Origin of the sequence: Acinetobacter sp. UC24323, assembly GCF_024151445.1 — a bacterium.
Lineage (GTDB): Bacteria > Pseudomonadota > Gammaproteobacteria > Pseudomonadales > Moraxellaceae > Acinetobacter > Acinetobacter baumannii.
In genome coordinates this window covers 148081-169583 of the sequence record NZ_JAHIBY010000009.1, presented here as the reverse complement: position 1 = coordinate 169583, position 21503 = coordinate 148081, and the positions used below count along the sequence as shown (strand labels likewise).

Annotated in this window: 20 protein-coding genes and 1 tRNA gene; 7 read left to right on the top strand and 14 right to left on the bottom strand. The window is 37.7% G+C overall.

All coding sequences use genetic code 11. From position 1 onward, the window contains the following. Positions 1-49: 49 nt before the first annotated feature. From KNQ97_RS13840 to KNQ97_RS13825, 4 genes are all read left to right on the top strand, one after another. The gene (locus KNQ97_RS13840) at positions 50-580 is read left to right on the top strand and encodes a GNAT family N-acetyltransferase (RefSeq protein ID WP_049081181.1); all 531 of its coding nucleotides are present in this window, start codon (positions 50-52) and stop codon (positions 578-580) included. A 345-nt stretch (positions 581-925) separates the two neighbouring features. Then, on the top strand, positions 926-1249 hold the full coding sequence (gene fdxA / locus KNQ97_RS13835) for a ferredoxin FdxA (protein ID WP_000144889.1): 324 nt from the start codon (positions 926-928) through the stop codon (positions 1247-1249). Positions 1250-1378: 129 nt separating this feature from the next. After that, a complete protein-coding gene (locus tag KNQ97_RS13830) occupies positions 1379-2101 on the top strand; it encodes a D-Ala-D-Ala carboxypeptidase family metallohydrolase (RefSeq protein ID WP_001986294.1) in 723 nt (240 codons plus the stop codon). Between the two features lie 139 nt (positions 2102-2240). Then, on the top strand, positions 2241-2909 hold the full coding sequence (locus tag KNQ97_RS13825; protein ID WP_001186837.1) for an O-methyltransferase: 669 nt from the start codon (positions 2241-2243) through the stop codon (positions 2907-2909). A gap of 116 nt (positions 2910-3025) precedes the next feature. Here the strand turns inward: KNQ97_RS13825 and KNQ97_RS13820 are convergent, their stop codons facing one another. The 11 genes from KNQ97_RS13820 to KNQ97_RS13770 all read right to left on the bottom strand — a co-directional run bounded on the left by KNQ97_RS13820 (position 3026) and on the right by KNQ97_RS13770 (position 13769). Beyond that, positions 3026-3868 carry a universal stress protein gene (locus KNQ97_RS13820; protein WP_001082436.1) on the bottom strand — a complete coding sequence of 281 codons (843 nt, stop codon included), beginning with the start codon at positions 3866-3868 and terminating at the stop codon, positions 3026-3028. Between the two features lie 155 nt (positions 3869-4023). Further along, positions 4024-4635, bottom strand: a complete 612-nt coding sequence (locus KNQ97_RS13815; RefSeq protein WP_000132356.1) for a chloramphenicol acetyltransferase CAT — start codon at positions 4633-4635, stop codon at positions 4024-4026. Then, positions 4628-5227 (bottom strand): YigZ family protein, encoded by a 600-nt coding sequence (locus KNQ97_RS13810; RefSeq protein WP_000885988.1) that lies wholly within the window; start codon positions 5225-5227, stop codon positions 4628-4630. The genes KNQ97_RS13815 and KNQ97_RS13810 overlap by 8 nt, the downstream gene beginning before the upstream one ends. Before the next feature lie 91 nt (positions 5228-5318). Further along, positions 5319-6509 (bottom strand): HlyD family type I secretion periplasmic adaptor subunit, encoded by a 1191-nt coding sequence (locus KNQ97_RS13805; RefSeq protein ID WP_000003555.1) that lies wholly within the window; start codon positions 6507-6509, stop codon positions 5319-5321. Next, positions 6506-8647 carry a type I secretion system permease/ATPase gene (locus tag KNQ97_RS13800; RefSeq protein ID WP_000988402.1) on the bottom strand — a complete coding sequence of 714 codons (2142 nt, stop codon included), beginning with the start codon at positions 8645-8647 and terminating at the stop codon, positions 6506-6508. The genes KNQ97_RS13805 and KNQ97_RS13800 overlap by 4 nt, the downstream gene beginning before the upstream one ends. Continuing rightward, entirely contained in the window at positions 8644-10110 is a 1467-nt protein-coding gene (locus KNQ97_RS13795; RefSeq protein WP_000927323.1) for a TolC family protein, read from the bottom strand. The genes KNQ97_RS13800 and KNQ97_RS13795 overlap by 4 nt, the downstream gene beginning before the upstream one ends. A gap of 274 nt (positions 10111-10384) precedes the next feature. Further along, positions 10385-11131 (bottom strand): LPS export ABC transporter ATP-binding protein, encoded by a 747-nt coding sequence (gene lptB, locus KNQ97_RS13790; protein WP_001183458.1) that lies wholly within the window; start codon positions 11129-11131, stop codon positions 10385-10387. Further along, the gene (gene lptA, locus KNQ97_RS13785) at positions 11131-11679 is read right to left on the bottom strand and encodes a lipopolysaccharide transport periplasmic protein LptA (protein ID WP_000554244.1); all 549 of its coding nucleotides are present in this window, start codon (positions 11677-11679) and stop codon (positions 11131-11133) included. Before lptA ends, lptB begins: the two co-directional genes overlap by 1 nt. Beyond that, positions 11663-12211, bottom strand: coding sequence for an LPS export ABC transporter periplasmic protein LptC (lptC, locus tag KNQ97_RS13780; RefSeq protein ID WP_000381220.1), 549 nt, complete (start codon positions 12209-12211; stop codon positions 11663-11665). Before lptC ends, lptA begins: the two co-directional genes overlap by 17 nt. Before the next feature lie 37 nt (positions 12212-12248). Next, positions 12249-12788 (bottom strand): HAD family hydrolase, encoded by a 540-nt coding sequence (locus tag KNQ97_RS13775; RefSeq protein WP_000179337.1) that lies wholly within the window; start codon positions 12786-12788, stop codon positions 12249-12251. A gap of 3 nt (positions 12789-12791) precedes the next feature. Further along, on the bottom strand, positions 12792-13769 hold the full coding sequence (locus tag KNQ97_RS13770; RefSeq protein ID WP_001133552.1) for an SIS domain-containing protein: 978 nt from the start codon (positions 13767-13769) through the stop codon (positions 12792-12794). 213 nt (positions 13770-13982) lie between these two features. Between KNQ97_RS13770 and cysS the strand changes: the two genes are divergently transcribed. The 3 genes from cysS to KNQ97_RS13755 all read left to right on the top strand — a co-directional run bounded on the left by cysS (position 13983) and on the right by KNQ97_RS13755 (position 16267). Then, the gene (cysS, locus tag KNQ97_RS13765) at positions 13983-15404 is read left to right on the top strand and encodes a cysteine--tRNA ligase (RefSeq protein ID WP_001182279.1); all 1422 of its coding nucleotides are present in this window, start codon (positions 13983-13985) and stop codon (positions 15402-15404) included. A gap of 63 nt (positions 15405-15467) precedes the next feature. Beyond that, positions 15468-15543, top strand: a tRNA-Gly gene (locus tag KNQ97_RS13760). Between the two features lie 262 nt (positions 15544-15805). Next, a complete protein-coding gene (locus KNQ97_RS13755) occupies positions 15806-16267 on the top strand; it encodes a very short patch repair endonuclease (RefSeq protein ID WP_000227708.1) in 462 nt (153 codons plus the stop codon). Between the two features lie 90 nt (positions 16268-16357). Here the strand turns inward: KNQ97_RS13755 and KNQ97_RS13750 are convergent, their stop codons facing one another. Genes KNQ97_RS13750 through KNQ97_RS13740 form a run of 3 tightly spaced genes read right to left on the bottom strand, consistent with a single transcriptional unit; the run spans position 16358 to position 21021 of the window. After that, positions 16358-17521: a hypothetical protein gene (locus KNQ97_RS13750; protein ID WP_001108425.1), complete on the bottom strand. Its 1164-nt coding sequence runs from the start codon at positions 17519-17521 to the stop codon at positions 16358-16360. Between the two features lies 1 nt (position 17522). Then, the gene (locus KNQ97_RS13745) at positions 17523-19760 is read right to left on the bottom strand and encodes a sensor histidine kinase (RefSeq protein WP_000796695.1); all 2238 of its coding nucleotides are present in this window, start codon (positions 19758-19760) and stop codon (positions 17523-17525) included. Continuing rightward, entirely contained in the window at positions 19753-21021 is a 1269-nt protein-coding gene (locus tag KNQ97_RS13740) for a DNA cytosine methyltransferase (protein ID WP_253612364.1), read from the bottom strand. Before KNQ97_RS13740 ends, KNQ97_RS13745 begins: the two co-directional genes overlap by 8 nt. Between the last annotated feature and the right edge of the window lie 482 nt (positions 21022-21503).

The window sequence follows — 21503 nt, the reverse complement described above, 5'->3', positions numbered from 1 at the left end:
ACATGTGTATAGGCATGTTTGCTCTTACTTTAAGGAGAATAAAATTTCTATTTTCTTAAGGCCACTACAATACACAGAGATCGATTTAATTTGGCAACAGATTAATCGTCGTGAACTGATTACCCAACTCTACTTACAAAAGCAAGAACACTTAGAATTAACAGATTGTTTTTATGATGTTAAACATTGGGATGCTTATCATTTAGAAAATGATCCACCCAAATTAAAAGAACTCTATGAACAAGGGGCTTTATTTATCGGTGCTTTTGATGCGTCTGAACAGTTGGCTGGCATTAGTGTAGTCTCGAATCAGACTATTACTGATTATCCCGATGCAAAATTACTGCAATATTTTTACGTCGATGCCGATCAACAAGGCAAAGGTATTGGTGCAAAGCTGATGCAAGCGGCAAAAGAATCGGCCAAGCAATTGGAAGCCCATCAACTTTATATTTCAGCCACTCCAAGTAAGCGTACAGTAGATTTCTATATAAAGCATGGCGCGGTCGTATTAAAGCACCCAGATCGTCAATTATGGGAACTTGAACCAGAAGACATCCATTTACTTTGTACACTTTAAGCTCATTACTTGACGATTTTTTTGTATATCAATTCAGCATAGAGGCAAAATTTAAAAGTAAATGTTGTAGTTGAGGTGTCTGCTTAAACAGATACCTTGACCCAAATGACATTAAAACTCATGACAAAAAAATTATTTAAACTATTGTTTTATAAAACTTATTATTATCCTGATTTTATAATTTAGCTCTTGTTTAAGCTGAAACATTCTTTTGAATATCAATGTATTAACTTATCTTCATATGTATAAATAAACAATATCAATAAAAGCAATTGTTTGTTTACCCCTTTTTTGCCTAAAATAAGCTATTCGAAATGAAACCATATTTTTTAGGTAGCTGTCGCCATGACCTTTGTTGTCACTGAAAATTGTATTAAATGTAAATACCAAGATTGCGTAGAAGTTTGTCCTGTAGACTGTTTTTACGAAGGTCCGAATTTCCTAGTGATTAATCCGGATGAATGTATTGACTGTGCATTGTGTGAACCAGAATGCCCTGCAAATGCAATTTTCTCTGAAGATGAGCTACCAGAAGGTCAAGAAGTATTTATTGAATTAAATGCTGAACTTTCTCAAAAGTGGCCTAACATTACTCAAATTGGTGAACAACCTGCTGACCGCGAAGAATGGAACGGCAAACCAGATAAGTTACAGTATCTAGAAAAATAATTTCAAAAAGATCAGCAACCGCTGATCTTTTTTATACCCTATTCAAACATTTCATTGCAAATTCCTCGTAATTTGTGCACTGTTTTGCATTAAAATAGGCGCAATATTTATAAGCTTTTGATTTTTCTTATGCGGAAGTTTTTGCAGAGCATGCTGCCCCTATGCATAATCCCTGCGATTATGGTGGGTTGCGCCAGCTCTCCTCAACACACAACAACAGGCAAAACCTCTCCAAGCGGTAAGCGCATCTTTATTCCTCAAGAGCGCGTTATTATCGAACGTCCTATTCCACCTAAAGTTGAACCTGCTTCCTATCGCGCTTGGTTAAATACAGGCGATCATTATGAACGTGTACGCGAATATGAAAAATTCCTGGCGCGTCATGATGTGGCAGGTATCGTACCAAGTTTTGAATTATTAAGATCCGCTCGTGATTGGCAGAAGTGTGGCCGTTCAGAATATGCGGTACCTAACCGTGAACTTTGGAATAATTCTTTATCGACCTTACGTGTCTTTAAATATCTTATTGCCGCAAAAGTTTTAACCGACTTTGAGGTAACTTCAGTTTACCGAGACTTACCTTTAAATGAATGTGCAGGCGGCGCAAGTTCTTCTAAGCATTTATTTAACTCTGCCATCGATTTCCGTATTGGGCCAGAAGTTCCACAGCCACAAGACTATGCGTTTATTGAAAATACGAAGTTTAAATTGTGTCAGTTCTGGGCTCAGCACGGCCAAAGTTTAAATTTAGGTATTGGATTATATAGTTCAGGACAAATCCATATTGATACTCAAGGCTATCGTACTTGGGGACCTGACTTAACCCGCAATACATCAATGTGTAATTTCTAAAATATAAATCCCCTTATGCGCTTCAGTTTAAGGGGATTTGCTCATTCTATAATCAACCAAAATTTCTTGAATCGAAGATTTTTGCACTCTAGTCATAAACGTTTAAAATACGCCTATCAACATACAGGTAAATTTGACTATGCAGCAGATGTGGACAGACATTGACGAATATATCGATTCACATTTAATTCCCGAAGATCCTCGACTCGACTTTGCATTAAAAAATACCGACGAACACGGCTTTTCAAATCATCTTGCAGTTGCTCCAAATCAAGGAATGTTCTTGCAAATGCTCATTCAGATGAATAAGTGCAAGCGTGTTTTAGAAATTGGGACCTTTGCTGCCTACAGTACAATCTGGTTAGGACGTGCACTGCCTGAAGATGGCTATTTGCTTACCATTGAAGGTCGTGATACTCATGCAGAAATGGCTCAAAAGAATATCGATCATGCCAACCTGCCTGTAAAAGTTGAGCTTAAATTAGGCCGTGCTGCCGATGTACTTTCCGCAATTGACCCTCAATCGATTGAGCCTTTTGATTTTATCTTTATCGATGCCGATAAACAGGGCTATCCGGAATATTTAGAACTCAGTCTCAAATTTTCAAAATCGGGCACTATTATTGTGCTAGATAATGTCATTCGTGCTGGTGATATTTTGAATCCTGAAAACAAAAAACCAAGTATTGAAGGCATACGTGAAACCTTTAAAGCCCTAGAAAATCATCCGCAAATTTTGTCTTGCACAGCTTTACAAACGGTTGGCTCAAAAGGTCATGATGGTTTTGCAATTGCAATTGTGAAATAATGGTTAAAAAATCATCTTTTTCATTTTATTATTTATAATCAACAAATTACTTTTATTACCCCTGCTTTTCCATATAGTTATCCACAAGATTTGCGGATAACTATATGCAAATCTCATCATTTAGCCACAAGTAATGGTACAGTCGCGTTACGGAAAATCGTGGTTGCAATACTTCCCAAGAAGAACTGATGTATTTTGCTATGGCTAAATGCGCCGAGCACAATAATTTGAATACCATGTTCTTGTTGGTACTCTAGAATATTTTGCGCCACATCACCGTATCTATAAACGGTCACTACATCTAGCCCCGCTTGTTTCAAGTAATGCTCTGGTTCATTCAATATTTCAGGATGGTCACCGACATAGACTAAATGGCACTGTAAAGTCCTTAATAGGTCACTTTGCGCAATACGGCGCATCATTTTTTGACATGTCGGAGAGTATTCATAAGCGAAAATAAAACGTGTCGGTACTTTGAAGTTTTCACCAATGGTCAAAACCGTACAATTTGCACCGCGGATAAAGTTTTCAACATTGCTGCCAATCGGTTTATGTTTTTCGGCAGCTCTTTCGCCTACGCGACCTAAAATCACGATATCGTTTTCGTGTAAGAGATTAAAACTTTGCTCTAGAAAATCCCCTTTTTCCTGAATTTTTGAGCAAGTAATTCCGTGTTTTTCTTTAATTAAGTCAGAAATATGTCTGAGTAAATTATTGCTGTAATCTAAAGCGAGTTCACTTTGTTTTTGCTCTAATTCAGCTAACTCTTTAAGTAACATTGCATTGCTTTCAAAGCCGATTACGCCACTAATTTCACCAAGGTGATAACTTGCCGGGTAGTAATCTAGAATTTGTAATAATACAAGCTCTCGTCCAGTTGCTTTCGCAACCCAAGCCGCTGCATCTGCAATAGCATTAATACAAGGTGATGAGTCAATACACGCAATAACACGGTTCATTTTTGCCTCTCTTCTTCAGGTCTATTTGCCTTGGAGATTTTTCTATAACTTAGCTTTAACTTAACATAGATAAAAATCCGTATGTTAAGGTTTATGTATTAAAATCCACTTTTTTGTTTAAAGATCAAACATTTTATTACATTCTTGAGACTGCATTATTCTCTTAAACGGATAAATTTTGCTGGGTTTCCTCCCACAATATGGTACGGCTCCACATCTTTTGTCACCATACTATTCATGCCAACTACAGCATGTTTACCAATTTTAATCCCGTCTTTAATCCCCACATGCGCACCTAACCAAACATCTTTTTCAATTTCGATACCCTGTGAGCGAACCGGCTGTTGATAAAGTGGACGGTCGAGTTGCATGCCATGATCAAATGCATAGAGGTGACAATAAGCAGCAATACGAACTTGATCATGTAGTTTTATCCCTGCTCGACCGCCATCTAAGATACAGTGGTGGTTAATAGCAACTTCATTACCAATCTCAAGCGGTCCATGCAAACTACAATCTGCCGCAATAAAACAATTATCACCAATCTTAATTTTCCGACCTGGCTCGGCAAAAATATGGGCTAACGGTGAAATAAAACAGTTCTCCCCGATCTCGACCGTTTCCATATCCATTAAGTAAGCCTGATATTCTTTTTGCCATTCTTCCGCCCAAACACGGTGTTTGGGTTTCAATGTCCAATATAGCCATGGCATATAATTTAAACGGTGTTTATGTTGCTCGCGGTACTTGAGTAAAGAATCAGTCATCAGTCAATTCCTCCTCAACTTTTAATTCTTCGCGACCACGAGTCACATCTCGTAGTTTTAGAGCGAGTGGTTCAATTTGGTGAACCTGTAGTCTCGCTTCAATATCGACACCTGTTGCAGTATAACTTTCCTGATATTCAATTTGCTGCTGTGTCAGCTCATACTGAAAAATGGCCCACTCATTAAAATGACAAGAAAAATGAATTGTTTTCTTGGCAATCAGTTCAATACGTTCAGCTAATAATAATGATTGTCCGGCACAACCACCATACGCTCGAACAAGGCCACCAGTTCCCAGTTTTATACCGCCATACCAGCGGTTCACCATGACAATAATATTAGTCAGGTCATTTCCTTCAATAGTTGCCAGAATTGGGCGTCCCGCTGTACCAGATGGTTCCCCATCATCATTAAAGCGAACGTTATGCCCAATTTTCCATGCCCAACATTGATGTGTGGTCGAGATATCTTTATTTAATTCTAAAAACTCTTTCACTTGCTGTTCATTTTCTACTGGCGCAGCAATCGCCTGAAATCTACTTTTTTTAATTTCTTCTTCAAAAGTAACGGGTGATGCAATCGTAAAAGCCATAAATGAAATAAAGCATAATAAAAATCAAATTATAACGTGAATTTAATAGAAGCAAACCTATAAAAAAGCCCCGAATTTCGGGGCTTTTTTCTTATCTTTCTCTTAATGCTTCTTTGGCTTTATTAAATGGTTTAAGTAAATAATCCAGTACAGTCTTCTCACCCGTACGAATATCTACAGTTGCCACCATACCCGGTGTAATACCGAATGCTTTACCTTCTTTATTGTAAAGCTTGTCGGAGTCAGTTCGGATATAAACACGATAATAGAATTGATCCTGTTTCACTTCATCGCGAATGGTATCTGGAGAAATAACCGTAACCTTACCTTTTAAACCACCATAAATTGAGTAGTCATAGGCCGTGATCTTAACCAAAGCTTCTTGACCAGGACGAATGAATGCAATGTCACGTGGCAAAATACGGGCTTCAATTAATAACTGTTCATCAATTGGCACGATGGTCATTAACTTACCGTTTTGTGGAATCACACCGCCATGCGTTGTCACTGTAATTTCTTTTACCACACCGCGCACAGGGGCTTTAAATACGGCACGTTGTAAACTGTCATTACGGCCCATGACAACTTGTTGTTGAGTTTGCGTGTCAGTATTTGCTTTAGATAACTCTTCACGTGCTTTAACGTAGTATTGGTTACGTGCATCGTTCATCTTGTTTTGCAAATCATTTGCTTCACGGCGTAAGCGTAAAACCTCAACCTCACTAGCAGCACCTTTGGCAACCAAAGGCTCTGTCATGGCCAATTCTTGCTGAACCAGTTGTAAAGCCTGTCTTAATCCTGAAAGCGTTTGTTCAAGATCGGCTCTACGTGATTCATACAAAGCAGTCTCTTCATGAACAAGCTTCGGATCTTGTGCAACTATTTCAGGGAAAACCAGTGGTGTACCGTTCACTTCCGCACGTAAACGTGCTGCTGTGGCTTGAGCTGCAATTAATAAAGATCTCGACTCACCCACATTTGAAGCAAAACGGGTTGGGTCAAGCTGAGCAAGAATTTGCCCTTTTTGGACAATATCGCCTTCTTGTACATTTAGCTTAGTTAAAATACCACCTTCTAAAGACTGGATGACCTGTTCTTTAGAGGATGGAATAACTTTACCTGTACCAGTTGAAACTTCTTCAAGCTTAAAAAACCATGCCCAGATAAAGAAAATCACTAAACCAATGCCCACGATCCAGATGACTAAACTGGCACGCGGTAATGGTGGTTCACTATAAGATACATTCATTGAACGGGTAAGTTCTTGTTGTTGTTCGCTCATGAATTGCCCCCTTGGCTCACTTGTTTTTGTTGGGCTGTAGATTGATTAAGTACCTGATCTCGTGGTCCATCCATCACAATTTTGCCTTCATTGACGACAATAATTCGATCGACCAGTTCAAGAACAGCTCGGCGGTGGGTCGCCACAACCAACGTTCGGTGTGCTAACCATCCTTTGAGATGATCAATTAATTGTTTCTCTGCAACATCATCAATGGCTGCTGTCGGCTCATCAAGCAATAAAATATTCGGTTGACGAATCAATAAACGAGCCAATAATAACGCTTGTTTCTGACCACCAGAGAAACCAACGCCTCCTTCTAAAACCAAGTAATCCAAGCCTTCTTTTTTCTCTTGAACAAAAGATAAAGCACCTGTTACCACCAATGCACGAAGAATGTCTTCATCTGTTGCAAGCGGTGCACCTAAAGTCAGGTTTTCACGGATTGTTCCGTAGAATAAATGTGCATTCTGGTTGAGTAGCCCCATATCTCGGCGCACATCTGATGGATCAATTAAGGAAAGATCGAGTCCATCTAAATGCACAGCTCCCTGAGTTGGAACCTGCATACCGGATAAAAGCTGAAGTAATGTCGACTTACCAGCACCATTACGGCCCAAAATCGCAATTTTTTCTCCGGCACGAATTTTTAAATGGCGGATCGCAAGACTTGGTCTCGGATCTTCTTCCCCATATTGGAACAAGATATTTTTTAATTCATAGTCGCCATTTAAAACAGCTTTGTGTACCAGATGTGAACGGTCGGCCTGATCAATCGGACGTTGCATAAGTTCATCTAAACTTTGCTTAGCAACTTTTGCCTGTTGTAGACGACCTAATACGCCCGTAATCTGGGCAATTGGCCCTAACATACGCGAAGATAAAATTGAACATGCGACTAACGCACCTGTGGTCATTTCACCGTCCATTACCGCAAAACAGCCCACTAACACCACAATGGCATAAGTTAAACCCTGAACCATTTGGGTCCAAGCCATTAAGGTACCCACAATTTTACGCTGCCTCATACCAATGTCGGCTGAGACTTCATTCATATGGTTCCATTGGTTTTGGAAACGTGATTCAGCACGTAAGAGCTTAATGTCTTCAATACCTTGTACCGCTTCTACCAAAATTGCGTTACGAATTGAAGATTCTCTCATACCCTCTTGTGCAAGTTGAGCCAGCTTCTTCTGTACCAAAATACCTGGCAAGATCATAAGCGGCACAACAAGTAGCATTACCCAGAACAGTTTTCCACCAATAATGGCAAAAATTACTAAGAATAGGAAAAAGAACGGAAAATCGGCAATCGCACTAATTGTAGTTGAGGTGACCAGTTCACGAACGCCTTCGAGTTCACGAATCTGGGAAATAAAACTACCTGTAGATTTCGAGCGATCTTTATTTTTAATTCTTAAGGCATGGCCAAATACACGATCCGACACACGTAAGTCAGCACGTTTACCAATAATATCGGATAAATATACTCGTGAAACACGTAAGGTAAACTCAAAAAGAGCGGCAATCAGTACACCACCCGCCAAAACCCATAAAGTGGGAATTGACTGGGAAGGAACCACGCGGTCATACACTTGCATCGAGAAAATAATGGTTGCTAGTGCCAGCACATTGGCAATCAGCGAGGCAAACATAATATCAACGTAGCGTTTCCAGTCTCTTAAAACGATTGACCAAAACCAGTTGGCTTCATAAGGTTTGATATATTCGTCAATACGTGCATCTGGAATAGACGTTTCAGGACGCAAGATATAGACATTTTTAAGTGTAGTTTTTAAAGCGTCTAAAGATAAACTTTGTGAAAGGCCCTGATCTCCACTGAACTGGATACTCACATTTCCTTGTGTATCGGCCTTATCGATTACACCGACTTGACCATCATTAAACTCCACCATGACAGGTAAACGCCATGGGTTGAGTAAGTCTAAGGAAAATGGTGCCTTACGAAGATTCAGACCGACTTGACGTGTCATTAACTGCAAGACGTTATCTAAATTCTGATTTTGGTTCCAATCAAGTTGTAAGCGAATTCTTTCTTCTGAAGGCTCTATTCGATAATGTTTAGCAATAGTTAAGACCGCCTGTAGCCAAGGCTGGTAATTTATTTTTGTCATCATGGTTGTACTTCGAACCCCTGAATTGAAATATTATTTAAGCCATAGGCTTGGCGGGAACGTCCTGTTGCTTCAATGTACTGAACAATGCTGCTATAAATGTCATAACGTGCTGATTCGAGTTCTGAGTTGGCACTATGAATAGCTTGTTCAGCATTTAATAAATCGACCAATGAACGCGTACCGAGCTTGTATTGCTCTTGATAGAGTTCACGTGTACGAACCGTTGTTGCTTGGCGACTTGCCAAAACCTGCATTTGACGCTGTTTATTTTCAATCTGTTCGCGACTTGTTCTAATTTGGTCCAGAACATCCATATACACCGAATTCACTTTGGCTTTTGCAGCTTCTTCGGCATAACTTGCCATTTTTACTTGTGAAGCTGTAGCACCACCTTGGTAAAACTGACTGGTTGCTTCAAGCATGACTGAACTATATAAACCGTCATCTTTGTCGTTATTCGGGTTTTTACCATTAATCGCCTGACTTACCGAACCTTTCACAGCCAAGGTCGGATATCGGGTTAAACGGGTTTGTTGTTTTTGAGCTTTTGCAACCTCAACACCTGCCTGCGCGGCAATCATTTTTGGAATGGTATTAAACTCAGGTTCACCATAAAGATCAGATTGCTTCACGAGATCATCGGAAATAATCCATCCGGTATGACTAACATCTGCACCTAATAAGGTTCTTAAATGCTGTTGGTATTGACGTAATAATGATTGCTGAGCAATCAAAGCAGACTGCGCTGCCTGTAAGTATGACTGCGCCTGAATTGGGTCGGCTTGACTCGCGACACCAGCGTTTGCACGCAGGTTAGCAATTTCCTGAATACGTCGAATACCGGCAATTTGCTGCTCAGCAATTTTATTAAGCTGTAGATAACGCTGAATATTCACAATGGTCTGTGCAACATCCAAAGCTAGAGTATCAACGCTAACCAAGACGTTGGCTTGTTCAACCTGAACTTTCGCTTCTTCAACATCAACACCTGATTTGACTTTACCGAAGTCATAAAGCATTTGGGTAGCACTTAAGGTTAATAACTGCCGACCTCGTTCTCCACTGCTTAAATCACCAGTCGTAATCCCTCCTGAAAGCTGGGGATAGTAACCGGCTTTAGCAACATCAACTCCTGAATTTTGACCTGCTAAAGTTGCAATAGATTGTGAAATATCGGGGCTACGCTGAATGGCAATTTTTACCGCATCTTGCAATGTCATCGTTCTAGATGGCAAGTTAGAAAAAGATGAAGCTCGATTATCATTAAGTTGAACAGTAGGAAATTCCTGCACAATAGAACGGTCTAGCTTAAAATTACTAAGCTTGTGCATTTTGGCAACTTTAAAGTCATCACTACTTTTAGGGACAAAAAGTTGTGACAAGTTCTCTTTCAGGGTGTGGTATTGCTCACTTGGCTTAGCAGCGTATATCACGACAGGTACATGTAGTGTACTTAAAAGCATAAGCCCTTTCAGGAAAGCCTGCTTTCTACATATCCCTCTTACTCTTCTTTGGTTATATCCAATCATGCTTATCTTGTTGATCTTGTTTGTTATCGTTTAAAAGCTTCTACATTCTACATAGTTTTTCACCTAAAGCAGCATAATTGATGGAATAAATCACACATTATTTTTTCATTAAATGATTGATATATGTATTTGTTTTTATTTATAAAATACTAAAAAATAAAAAAAGAGGCCTTGACCTCTTTTTAACCAAACAGATTAATGTCTTTAATTAAACTGTGAAATCATCACCTAAATAGACTTTACGTACCTGTTCATTGTCTAAAATTTCTTGTGGTGTGCCTTCGGCAATTACCGAGCCTTCACTTACAATATAAGCACGTTCACAGATTGCTAAAGTTTCACGAACATTGTGATCGGTAATGAGGACACCAATACCGCGATCCTTTAAGGTCTGGATAATATCTTTAATATCGCCTACTGAAATTGGGTCAACACCAGCGAACGGCTCATCCAGAAGCATAAATTTCGGATCTGCGGCCAAAGCACGTGCAATTTCTGCACGACGACGTTCACCACCAGATACACTCATTCCCAATGAATCTTTAATATGACTAATTTTAAAGTCATTTAATAACTCAGTAAGGCGCTGCTGACGTTGCTGTTTATTCAAATCTTTACGTGTCTCTAAGATCGACATAATATTTTCAGCAATCGTCAATTTTCTAAAGATAGAAGCTTCTTGAGGTAAATAACCAATACCCTTACGCGCACGTTCATGCATCGCTAGGTCTGACATATCTAGGTCATCAAGATGAATCTCACCTTTATCCATGCGCACTAGTCCAACCACCATATAGAAACTGGTGGTTTTTCCAGCGCCGTTAGGACCAAGCAAACCAACAATCTGTCCACTTTGCATACTAAAAGAGACGTCTTTGACAACCCAACGCTTACTATAGTTTTTTGCTAAGTGTTTAATACACAAAGTTTGCGGTTGTTGAAGAGCTTGCTGCATTAGTCACGCGCTCCTGGGAAACTTTTTGAACTTGAAGGTGGAATAATGATTTGTACCCGGTTTGAAGAAGAACCTTGAGCTTCAACATCACCCTTATTCATACTATATTTCAGGGTGTTACCGCGAATACTTGAACCATCTTGGTATAAATATGCACCGCCAGACAAGGTAATAATGCCTGTATCTGCATTATAAACAATCGTTTGTCCTTCACCGCGTGCAATACCTTTATCAGCACTTATTTGTTGCTGAAACTTAGACGGTCTACCTTTAGCAGTGATCGTTTGAATTTCACGTTTAGAGTTTAGCGTAGCAACAATTGAGTCAGCCTGAAGCTTCATGGTGCCCTGCTCAATCACGACATTACCCGTATAAGTTGTCAAACCGGTTTTTTCATTATAAGTTGCACGGTCTGCCACTAACGAAATTTGTTGATTACGGTCAGACGGCAAAGCAAAAGTCGAAGCAGATGATAAAGCAACGAATGTAATTACCGCAGCTTGTTTTAGGAAAGCTGAAGAACGTTTTAAATTAAGACTTTGGTGCATACTTTCCTCGAATATTAAAAAATTCGTACTGACCATTATTCAAATTGGCTTTTAGACCTTTGCTCACAAACTCGCCTTGTGGAGACTGAACTGTCACTTGATGATTAGTTTCAATGTCTCTAGTTTTTGGATAACCAGTTAATTCATCGGTTTGAAACTCAATGGTTCCTTGCGGTGCCAACTTAGTGGCTACCACGTCACCCGATAACACAACCTTTTGATTATCATCATATCCATAAGCTTGTTTAGCAAAGAATGTTGCATCAACTTTACCTAATTTATACATAGTGGCATTGAGTTGATCCAACTTTGACGTTTTTTGTTGCATATCCTGTTCAAGCTGACGAACTTCAGCACGAATATACAAATTGCCTTTATCATCAGTTTGAGTCAAATGGACGCCCTGCGCCGAATAAGTCATATTCTTCGCCGAACCAATGTCCAGTTTTTTTGCCTTGCCACTATAGTAGTAGTAACCACCACTCACAGCAGCAACCACTACAGCAACAATATATAAAACTCTGGTATCCATGAGCAGGAATAGCCTACCTTTTTAAGTAATCTTGTTATTAATGCGGTACTGCAAGATATTTTTCAAGAAGTTCTTGGTAAATGCCTTTTGCGATCAGCAACATATCACAAACTTCACGCACAGCTCCACGGCCACCCATCGCCTGTGTTACCAAATCCGCACGACGGCGCACTTCTTCATGCCCGTTTGGAACAGTAACACTCATTCCGGCAATGGCAAATGCTGAAAGATCCGGCCAATCATCACCCATATATAAGCAATCTGAAGGCAGGATATTAAACTGTGCACACGCTTCACGTAGCGCCGAACCTTTATCTTCACGGCCTTGGAACACTAGATCGACACCTAAATCGGACATGCGTTTTTCAACGATATTACTTTTTCGCCCAGTAATAATGATGACTTTCATACCCGCTTGTTGCGCAAGTTTCATACCCAAACCATCACGAATGTCGAATGATTTAATTTCATCACCCGTGTTGGTTAATGTCACAAAGCCATCACTTAAAATACCATCAACATCCAGAACCAATGCCTGCAAATGACGTGCTTGTTCTAACAATGCATACGATGCCATTGATTAATTCACCCCTGCCTGAATAAGGTCATGCATACTAATTACACCAATCACTTTGTTCTGGTCATCGACTACTACAAACTGACTGATTTTTTTCTGGTTAAGTTGTTGTAAAGCTTCTACAGCTCGTGCTTCTTGAGAGATCGTTGACGGTTTCTTTGTCATCACTTCAGACACAGGTAAATTTACATCAAACCCTTGCTGTTTATCGATGAGACGACGTAAATCCCCATCTGTAAAAATACCAAGTAGATGGTCTTGTTCATCAACAATTGTTGTCAAACCTAAACGCTTATTTGAGATCTCGTAAAGTACTTGATTCATTGGTGTATCAGGTGAAACTTTTGGTAACTCGTCGCCTGTATGCATTAAATGTTTTACATGTAACAGTAAACGCTTACCCAACGCACCCGCCGGATGCGAACGTGCAAAGTCATCAGCAGTAAAACCACGAGCTTCAAGTAAAGCAACTGCTAAAGCATCGCCTAAAACCAAAGTCGCTGTCGTACTTGAAGTAGGCGCCAAGCCTAAAGGGCATGCTTCGTCAGACTCACCCAGAGTTAAAGCAATATCTGCATTTTGCGGCATTGGGCCTTTATCATCACGACTAATCGTAATAAGAGGTACACCAAGATGCTTAATGAGTGGCATCAACATCATGATTTCATCGCTTTTTCCTGAGTTGGAAATTGCAATAAGTACATCGCCACGAACAAGCATTCCTAAATCACCATGTCCTGCTTCACCAGGATGCATAAAGAAAGACGGCGTGCCTGTCGAAGCAAATGTCGCTGCCATTTTTCGGCCAATATGCCCAGATTTACCCATACCTGTGATCACAACACGACCTTTGCATTGTAATAATATTTCACAAGCACGATTAAAACGGTCATCAATTTGTGTTGCTAATACATCTATGGCTTGTTGCTCAATGCGCAATGTCGCTAAAGCACTGCTTTGGAAATCTGTAGGATTAGGCATACGAGTTTGACTCAAAATAATTGATCTGATCTCTGGTTGAGATCGGTGATTTTAATCAAAAGATTTGGGGGCATTCTAGCATAACTCAATCAGTTACACGTTTTTAAATGTATAAGATTTCACAAGCTTATAAAATTCATGCATAAAACTTTGTTAAAAATGATGCATCAGTTATGATGTAACACTATTTTTGTTGAGTGTTTGAAAACCCTTATGCAACCGTTTGTTTTATATAACTCTGAGCAACGAAAAAAAGTTGAATTTGTACCTCGCAAAGAAGGTCACATCGATATGTACGTCTGCGGTATGACCGTTTACGACTACTGTCATATCGGGCATGCTCGAGTTATGGTTGCATTTGACTACATTATCCGTTTTTTGCGTAGTCAAGGCTGGAAAGTCCGCTACATTCGCAACATTACCGATATTGATGACAAAATCATCAAACGTGCGAATGAGAATGGTGAAACAATCCAACAGCTCACCACGCGTTTCATCGACGCCATGAATGAAGATGCAGCGAACTTAGGCTGTTTAGCACCAGATGAAGCACCTAAAGCGACTGAATATATTGACCAGATGCAAAATATGATTGGTAATCTGGTGAATAAAGGCGCTGCTTACCCTGCTTCAAACGGTGATGTATATTTTGAAGTCACCAAATTTGAAAAATATGGTCGCCTCTCTGGCCGTAAGCTTGATGATATGCAAGCTGGCGCAAGTGAGCGTGTTGATGTAGAAGTTGAAAAGAAACATCCTTTTGACTTTGTGCTTTGGAAACATGCAAAAGAAAATGAACCATCTTGGGCATCCCCTTGGGGTAATGGCCGTCCGGGTTGGCACATTGAATGTTCTGCAATGTCGACTTGCTGCCTAGGCAATCACTTTGACATTCATGGTGGCGGTTCAGATTTAATGTTCCCGCACCATGAAAATGAAATTGCGCAAAGTGAAGCTTCGACTGGTGAGCAATATGTAAACTACTGGATGCATGTTGGCTTTATTAACGTTGATGGTGAAAAGATGTCTAAGTCTTTAGGCAACTTCTTTACGATTCGTGACGTAATGGAGAAATTCCACCCTGAAGTGATCCGCTACTTTATTGTGTCTTCACACTATCGTAGCCCTGTGAACTTCTCTGATGTAGCACTTAAAGAGGCAAAAACTTCTTTAACTCGTTTCTATCATTCATTTAAAGCTTATCAACAAGTGTACGGTCAAACGACAACTGAAACGCTTGATCAAAGCTTTATTGAACGCTTTAACAATGCAATGTGTGACGATTTCAATACTGCCGAAGCAATGGCTGTATTGTTTGAACTCAATAAAGAGTTAAACCGTGCCGTAAAAGAAGAGCAAGCTGACCAAGCGACTGTGCTTTATTCGACATTACGTCACCTCACCAACATTTTAGGTTTGGTACAACACAATGTAGACGATTTCTTAAAATCAGATATTGGACAAGATGCACTTGCTTTGTCTGATGCTGAAATTGAAGATTTCATTCAACAACGTGTTGATGCGAAAAAAGCAAAAGACTTTGCGAAAGCAGATAGCATTCGTCAGTCTTTACTTGAGCAAGGCGTAGTTCTTGAAGATACACGTCAAGGTACAGTTTGGCGTCGTGCTGATTAAACGTTCAATTAGATCACAAGAGTGTTGACACTTTAATGAAACACTCTATAATGTGCTCACATTGCGGGAATAGCTCAGTTGGTAGAGCATAACCTTGCCAAGGTTGGGGTCGCGAGTTCGAGTCTCGTTTCCCGCTCCAAAATTCAAAAACCACTTAATTCGAAAGAATTAGGTGGTTTTTTTATTGTCTGGTAATTAGCTTTGACCAATCGAAATCATATTAAACAAACATCTTATATTCTGCTGCAACATCATGAATATCACAACTCATCTTTCGCTTCTAACTATCGGGTGCGATGCACATTTACATTTCGTCCACTATAAAGCAAAAAATGTATATACCATTCATAAGTTCAAGTACTGCTAAACTGATCGTTATTAAAAATAAGGTATAAATAATAATGGTAGATATTGTCGATAGCGCTACGCGCAGCCGTATGATGTCAAATATTAAAGGACGAAATACAAAACCAGAATTGCTCATCCGTAGCCTTCTTCATGCACAGGGCTTCCGCTTCCGTATCCACCGCAAAGACTTACCCGGTAAACCTGATATTGTATTACCAAAATACAAGGCTATCATTTTTATACATGGCTGTTTCTGGCATGGGCATCAGAATTGTCGGTTGTTCAAGTTACCGGCTAGCCGCACCGAATTCTGGGAAGCAAAAATTTCTAAAAATCAGGAAAATGATCTGAAAACTAAAAGCCTTCTTTTAGATAGCGGCTGGAGAATATGTACTATATGGGAGTGTGCGATACGTCGTTCTAAAAAAGATCCTGTAGCACTTATAGATATCCTTACAAAATGGCTATTGGATTCAGAACCATTACTAGAAATAAATGAACAAATAATTTCTTAATAGAAGGCTAGCCTACCCCCTATTAAGGAATCAATTTATTTAGGAAAAATCAAGAAATTGCATAAAGCCCCTATATTATTCATATAGTTTTTAAGTATTCACGCCATACATAGCTATTTTTTCTTCCATAAAACTAGAATAATCAATATCTGGTTGTCCTTGTCTCGCATAGTAGCGAGAAAATCTAGCTTGAATATTATTTAAAAAGAAAGGAGAAACTCGAATTATAATTGAGCTATATTCGTTAGCTAATTTTTCAGGTTCGACTGAAGTAATAGATCTAAATAGAACAGTTCCCCCCTTAAAATCAAAAGCATCTGGTAAAAAGTGATAGTACTCCAAGACATCTTTAAAAATTTTATCTAAACACTTTTTAATATTTTTAGGTGATCGGGACAAATTATCCATTTCTAAAACTTCTTGTAATGATTTTTCTAAAGGTTGAATTTCAGCTAAAAGAACACAATTAGTTTTTGGTTTCATGGTAATTATAGGCTCCCCTTCAGATGATTTTTTAACCTCTCCATTTTCATCTTTTTCTTTGTAGGCTCTAGGTACGAGATCGCAAGCAGGTGTAAGAACTAAATAATCTGTTTTATCTTTACGAACAATACATCCAGGGCTTATGATTTTTGAAATAGGCGGATAAATATACATTTCTTCAACAAAAACTTTACTTGAATCTTCTTCAAGATATTGAAATAAATGATTTATTGTATGTCTTAATAAAGCTTTTTTTGTTTCTTCCAAGTTATTTCCTGAATGGTCAATCCATCTTTTCTTTTGTTTATTAATGTTATTATGAAAAACATTATACATGTATTCTTTTAACAATCCTTTCCCCCCTAAAATATCTAATATTCCTGAAGATTTTATTTTTAGAAAGTTATCTATAATTTCTTCATTAGCAACCTCCCCTTTAACCATTATATCAATGAATGGATGGCTTGATATTACCGGATCTTGTGTACCAGTAAAGACCACTGTTGGAATAATAATTTTATTATTAGAAAAATATTCAATTACTTGCAAACCACTTTCTTCATTTTCTGAAGCCTGTGTTAATGCCATGTCTACAATTAATCCATCACAACCTATAATATCTAAAATTTTTGATTGAAATTCAGATAAATTTCTGCATTTAATAATATCTATTTTGACTTCAACCTGTCTCTCAAAAACCTTACAAGATCTTTCAAAAGTTTCAATTGTAGTTTGATCATCTTCAATTAAAGCTAATTTTAAATAATTCATATTATTTTCCTAACAACAAAAATAAAGCACCCTCATCTGACTCTTGTGCTTTTAACTCCAAACCATTTCTATCAGCAGCCTCACCTGCAATAGAAAGCCCCAATCCAGTACCTTCAGTCTTTTTAGTAAAACCTGGTTCAAAAATAGCATTTGATTTAATACTATCTACATCAATCCCAGGTCCATTGTCTTTATATAAAATTATTGGTTTACCTTCATCGAAGCCTTCATATATCTCAATTTTACGAGACTCATTAATCTGACTTAACCAATAGATACTATTCTCAATTAAGTTCGCAAATATAATATCTATGTCTTGCTTCCAACAAAGTAGGGTTTGATTTTTATTTATATTAATTTTAACCTCAATATTTAAAATATTTAAATCATTAGAAAATAATTTTAAAGCATCATCAATACATTTATAGATAAACTCTTGCTTTCTATTCCCTCTTTTTGCAGCGGCTAGAGGAGATATTTTGCTAAAAAGCTCTACAAAATCTTTTGAGTTTTTATTAATTCCTTCAGCTATACTCAAAATTTCATTCAAATCATCTTCATTATTGTTTTCAATATAACTTTGTAAGAAGAATTTAAAACTAGGTATTTCGTTTTTAAAGAAATTTAAAGGTCTTCTGCCTTCATGCAAAATCTGATTTATAATTTTTCCTAACATAGCTTGAGTCTGGTATACAGAAACGGCTTTGCGTATTTCTTCTACGGCTTTATTCTGCTCTTTTGATTTCTCATCTATAGATTTTAAAATTTTATCAGAGGTCTCCAAAGAGACACCCTCTTCATCTAAAGATTTCTTAATATCAAACTTCAAATCATCAAAATTAAATAACTTTTCGAACTCTTGTTCAATTTTTAAAGCAGGTCTCGAAAGTCCATTAATTTTTCTATAATTAAATCTTCGGGTTTCTAACTCAGCAATTACTTGCTGAGTAGCATTCATTAAATCCTCATAGGCTCTATTATCTTTTAAACCATCACGAGCACTTTTTTCTATTAAATTAGAGTCTTCTTCTGATTGTATCTTTACATAACCAATTACTTGGTTAATACCGATTCTCATTGAAGGATTTTGAACACGTCGGCTATCTAATAGTAACCAATCATATCCAGGATCACCTAAAGGTCTAAGACGAAAGCCATTTCTAAAAACTCCCAAACCATTGTATTCATCTAATAAATTTTTCGCATCAGTCTTAGTAAACTCTTGAACTTTTTTCTTCCCCTTAGGCTCACCCAATTCTAATTGAGTATTTTCAATATTTTTAGTTAGGCTTCCTCGCTTAATTAATGATAACAGTGATTCAGGATCACGGTCATAAACCCTAATATCAAAAATTAACTTTCCACAATTTAGAGGAGAGTTTCTCATATAAGATTTATTATCAATAGTTACAGCTTCTTTAAATTGGAAACTGATTTCTTCATTCGGGATATTATCTGCCTTTTGACAAGAATAAATTAATTTCCCTGTACCATCTTTTTCAACTGTTCCAGATATTCGATAATCAAAATAATCTACAATCGGATATGATTTAATTTCAGTTTTTTTCATCACCTCATCATTGTTATCACTTTCTACTTCGAGATAAATATTAAAATTTAAATTCTTATTTTCATTACTTCTGCTTAAATCTAAAGGCACTACCAACTTTTTTAATTCAAAAATCAATTTATTAACTTGTTTTTCAGTCCATTCACCATAAAATTTTTCATCACCAAAAATCTCAATTGTTGTACCTTTCTTCAAATTATTATCAGTAATTGTCTCTACTTTAATATCAACTTGATCTAGATACTGGGCTTTCTCAAACTCACTCCAGCACAAAGAAACTGTAGTACACTCTCCTTTTTCAGTTACTGTTTGAATTTTTAAAAGATCTCCTAATAATGCTACTGCATATCGACCGACTCCTTTACGGCCTTGCATTACTCGTCCATTTCTAGTGGATTTTCTCTTAAGCTTATCATCAGTAGAGGGAACTAACCATTTTAATAATACATCATCACGAGACATACCATGACCATAATCAGTTATGATAATTTTATAATTTTTATTTGAATTATCTTTATTAATTTTTATATCTACTGCCGGTGAATCAGCGTCAAAAGCATTTTTAACCAATTCAATTATTGCAGCGGCATGGTCTTGAATTAACTCTCTTCCAATCGTAAGTATGTGTCGCCCAGCTGGTCTTATTATAATTCTTTTATCTTCAGCCATTTAAATACTCCATAATTTTTTCTGCAATTTTATTTGCTAATAGAACGGGCACAGCATTACCAATTTGTTTATAGGCACTCGTACGACTAGGTTTCCCGCTTTGACTTTCAAAGAAATAATCATCAGGAAAAGTTTGTAATCGTGCAGCCTCACGTGGAGTTAAAGAGCGATTCTGCTCAATATCAGGATGAATATAATGATGTCCGTCCTTTGCCATATGTGCAACTACTGTATGACACGCAGTTAAATCACCAGCGACCACTTTAAAACGATCAGTAAAAGATTCACTAAATTTATGACTTTTTAATTTATTTGGCAAGTCATTATAATTTAATCTTTTTTTACTATTATTCCAAATATCCACTGCTATACGATAAATTTCCAAATCTTGTGTAGTATTTGGACGAGCTTGATGCCATGTTACTGGTAAATCTGTATGTATATTCGCTTGTAATAACCAATGACTATAATTTTGGGAAACTTCACAAGGTAAATGACTTCCTTCGCCAGCTTTTATTTTTGGTAGATCTTCCAATGCATCCCAAACCATAGCGTTTAAATCAACTTTCAAAAGCTCTGGATAGAATTCCTTGTGTTCTACACCTCTTTTACCAATTAGAATTACACGCTTTCTATTCTGTAAAACCCCATAATCTGCAGCAGTTAATACTTTATATTCAACAGCATAACCCATTTCATTGAAGAGATTACACATCTTCTTAAAATATGAATCACCATTTCTATCTTTTGCAGATAAGAGCCCGAGTACATTTTCAAAAACAAAATATTCAGGTTCATATTTTTTTAAAAATTCAGCGTAATAAATATATAAATGATTACGAGGATCATTTTCCATATTTCCTCGTGCCCTGCCGATAACTGAATATGCCTGACAAGGTGGTCCTCCAACGATAATATCTAATTTTTTACCATTTAAAAATTTATCAACTTTTTCAAAAATAGATTTTAAACTTTCAGGACCAATAAATTCATTTATAACTGAGTCTAGAACCTCTTGAGGCACCATTCCCCAAAACTCATTACGTGTAATATTTCCTTCTAGATAGTCTTTATAAATATCGATTTTATTATTATCTTTTAACCAATGATATGCTTGACGTGTTTTTAAAGTAGCACAAGCCGCTTCATCAGCTTCCACATGCGCTACCGGCATAAAACCAGCTTGAATAAATCCTTCTGAAAGCCCTCCAGCACCGGCAAATACATCTAAAAATCTGAAAGAAGAGCTAACGGCAGTCATACCACAAATACACCTTTTTTTGTAGAAGCAAGAGTGCCAGGATAAATGAAGTGTTTCAAGAGGCAAATTGAACTTCCCTGTCCATAATGGGTATTTTTCCGTCGAAAAATATTATTTTGTTATATATGCAAATACAAAAAACACTTATCCAAGCTATGTAAAACAATTTTAAAAATTTATAACCTCATCTCCACAATGCAACACTGCCAAGCCACTTTTAACATCGTTACATGCATCTGACTGCGAATAGTCTTCTCGCATCATCTTAAGCCGTGACTGAATTACTATATGCGCCAGAAGGAGTGCCGGTAAAACTCTTTTGATCCAGCCATAGCTGGAGTTATGAGTTTGAACTCTACTTCCCGCTCCAAAATTCAAAAACCACTTAATTCGAAAGAGTTAGGTGGTTTTTTTATTGTCTATAGGTCAATTCAAAATTCGCATTAAAAAACGCTTTATATTTCCATTGCAGTACCATGAAA

Bases quoted from the DNA above. Each gene is read 5' to 3' on its own strand.
- fdxA (WP_000144889.1), top strand. From the start codon at position 926: ATGACCTTTGTTGTCACTGAAAATTGTATTAAATGTAAATACCAAGAT.
- KNQ97_RS13830 (WP_001986294.1), top strand. From the start codon at position 1,379: ATGCGGAAGTTTTTGCAGAGCATGCTGCCCCTATGCATAATCCCTGCG.
- KNQ97_RS13825 (WP_001186837.1), top strand. From the start codon at position 2,241: ATGCAGCAGATGTGGACAGACATTGACGAATATATCGATTCACATTTA.
- KNQ97_RS13820 (WP_001082436.1), bottom strand. From the start codon at position 3,868: ATGAACCGTGTTATTGCGTGTATTGACTCATCACCTTGTATTAATGCT.
- KNQ97_RS13815 (WP_000132356.1), bottom strand. From the start codon at position 4,635: ATGACTGATTCTTTACTCAAGTACCGCGAGCAACATAAACACCGTTTA.
- KNQ97_RS13810 (WP_000885988.1), bottom strand. From the start codon at position 5,227: ATGGCTTTTACGATTGCATCACCCGTTACTTTTGAAGAAGAAATTAAA.
- KNQ97_RS13805 (WP_000003555.1), bottom strand. From the start codon at position 6,509: ATGAGCGAACAACAACAAGAACTTACCCGTTCAATGAATGTATCTTAT.
- KNQ97_RS13800 (WP_000988402.1), bottom strand. From the start codon at position 8,647: ATGATGACAAAAATAAATTACCAGCCTTGGCTACAGGCGGTCTTAACT.
- KNQ97_RS13795 (WP_000927323.1), bottom strand. From the start codon at position 10,110: ATGCTTTTAAGTACACTACATGTACCTGTCGTGATATACGCTGCTAAG.
- lptB (WP_001183458.1), bottom strand. From the start codon at position 11,131: ATGCAGCAAGCTCTTCAACAACCGCAAACTTTGTGTATTAAACACTTA.
- lptA (WP_000554244.1), bottom strand. From the start codon at position 11,679: ATGCACCAAAGTCTTAATTTAAAACGTTCTTCAGCTTTCCTAAAACAA.
- lptC (WP_000381220.1), bottom strand. From the start codon at position 12,211: ATGGATACCAGAGTTTTATATATTGTTGCTGTAGTGGTTGCTGCTGTG.
- KNQ97_RS13775 (WP_000179337.1), bottom strand. From the start codon at position 12,788: ATGGCATCGTATGCATTGTTAGAACAAGCACGTCATTTGCAGGCATTG.
- KNQ97_RS13770 (WP_001133552.1), bottom strand. From the start codon at position 13,769: ATGCCTAATCCTACAGATTTCCAAAGCAGTGCTTTAGCGACATTGCGC.
- cysS (WP_001182279.1), top strand. From the start codon at position 13,983: ATGCAACCGTTTGTTTTATATAACTCTGAGCAACGAAAAAAAGTTGAA.
- KNQ97_RS13755 (WP_000227708.1), top strand. From the start codon at position 15,806: ATGGTAGATATTGTCGATAGCGCTACGCGCAGCCGTATGATGTCAAAT.
- KNQ97_RS13750 (WP_001108425.1), bottom strand. From the start codon at position 17,521: ATGAATTATTTAAAATTAGCTTTAATTGAAGATGATCAAACTACAATT.
- KNQ97_RS13745 (WP_000796695.1), bottom strand. From the start codon at position 19,760: ATGGCTGAAGATAAAAGAATTATAATAAGACCAGCTGGGCGACACATA.
- KNQ97_RS13740 (WP_253612364.1), bottom strand. From the start codon at position 21,021: ATGACTGCCGTTAGCTCTTCTTTCAGATTTTTAGATGTATTTGCCGGT.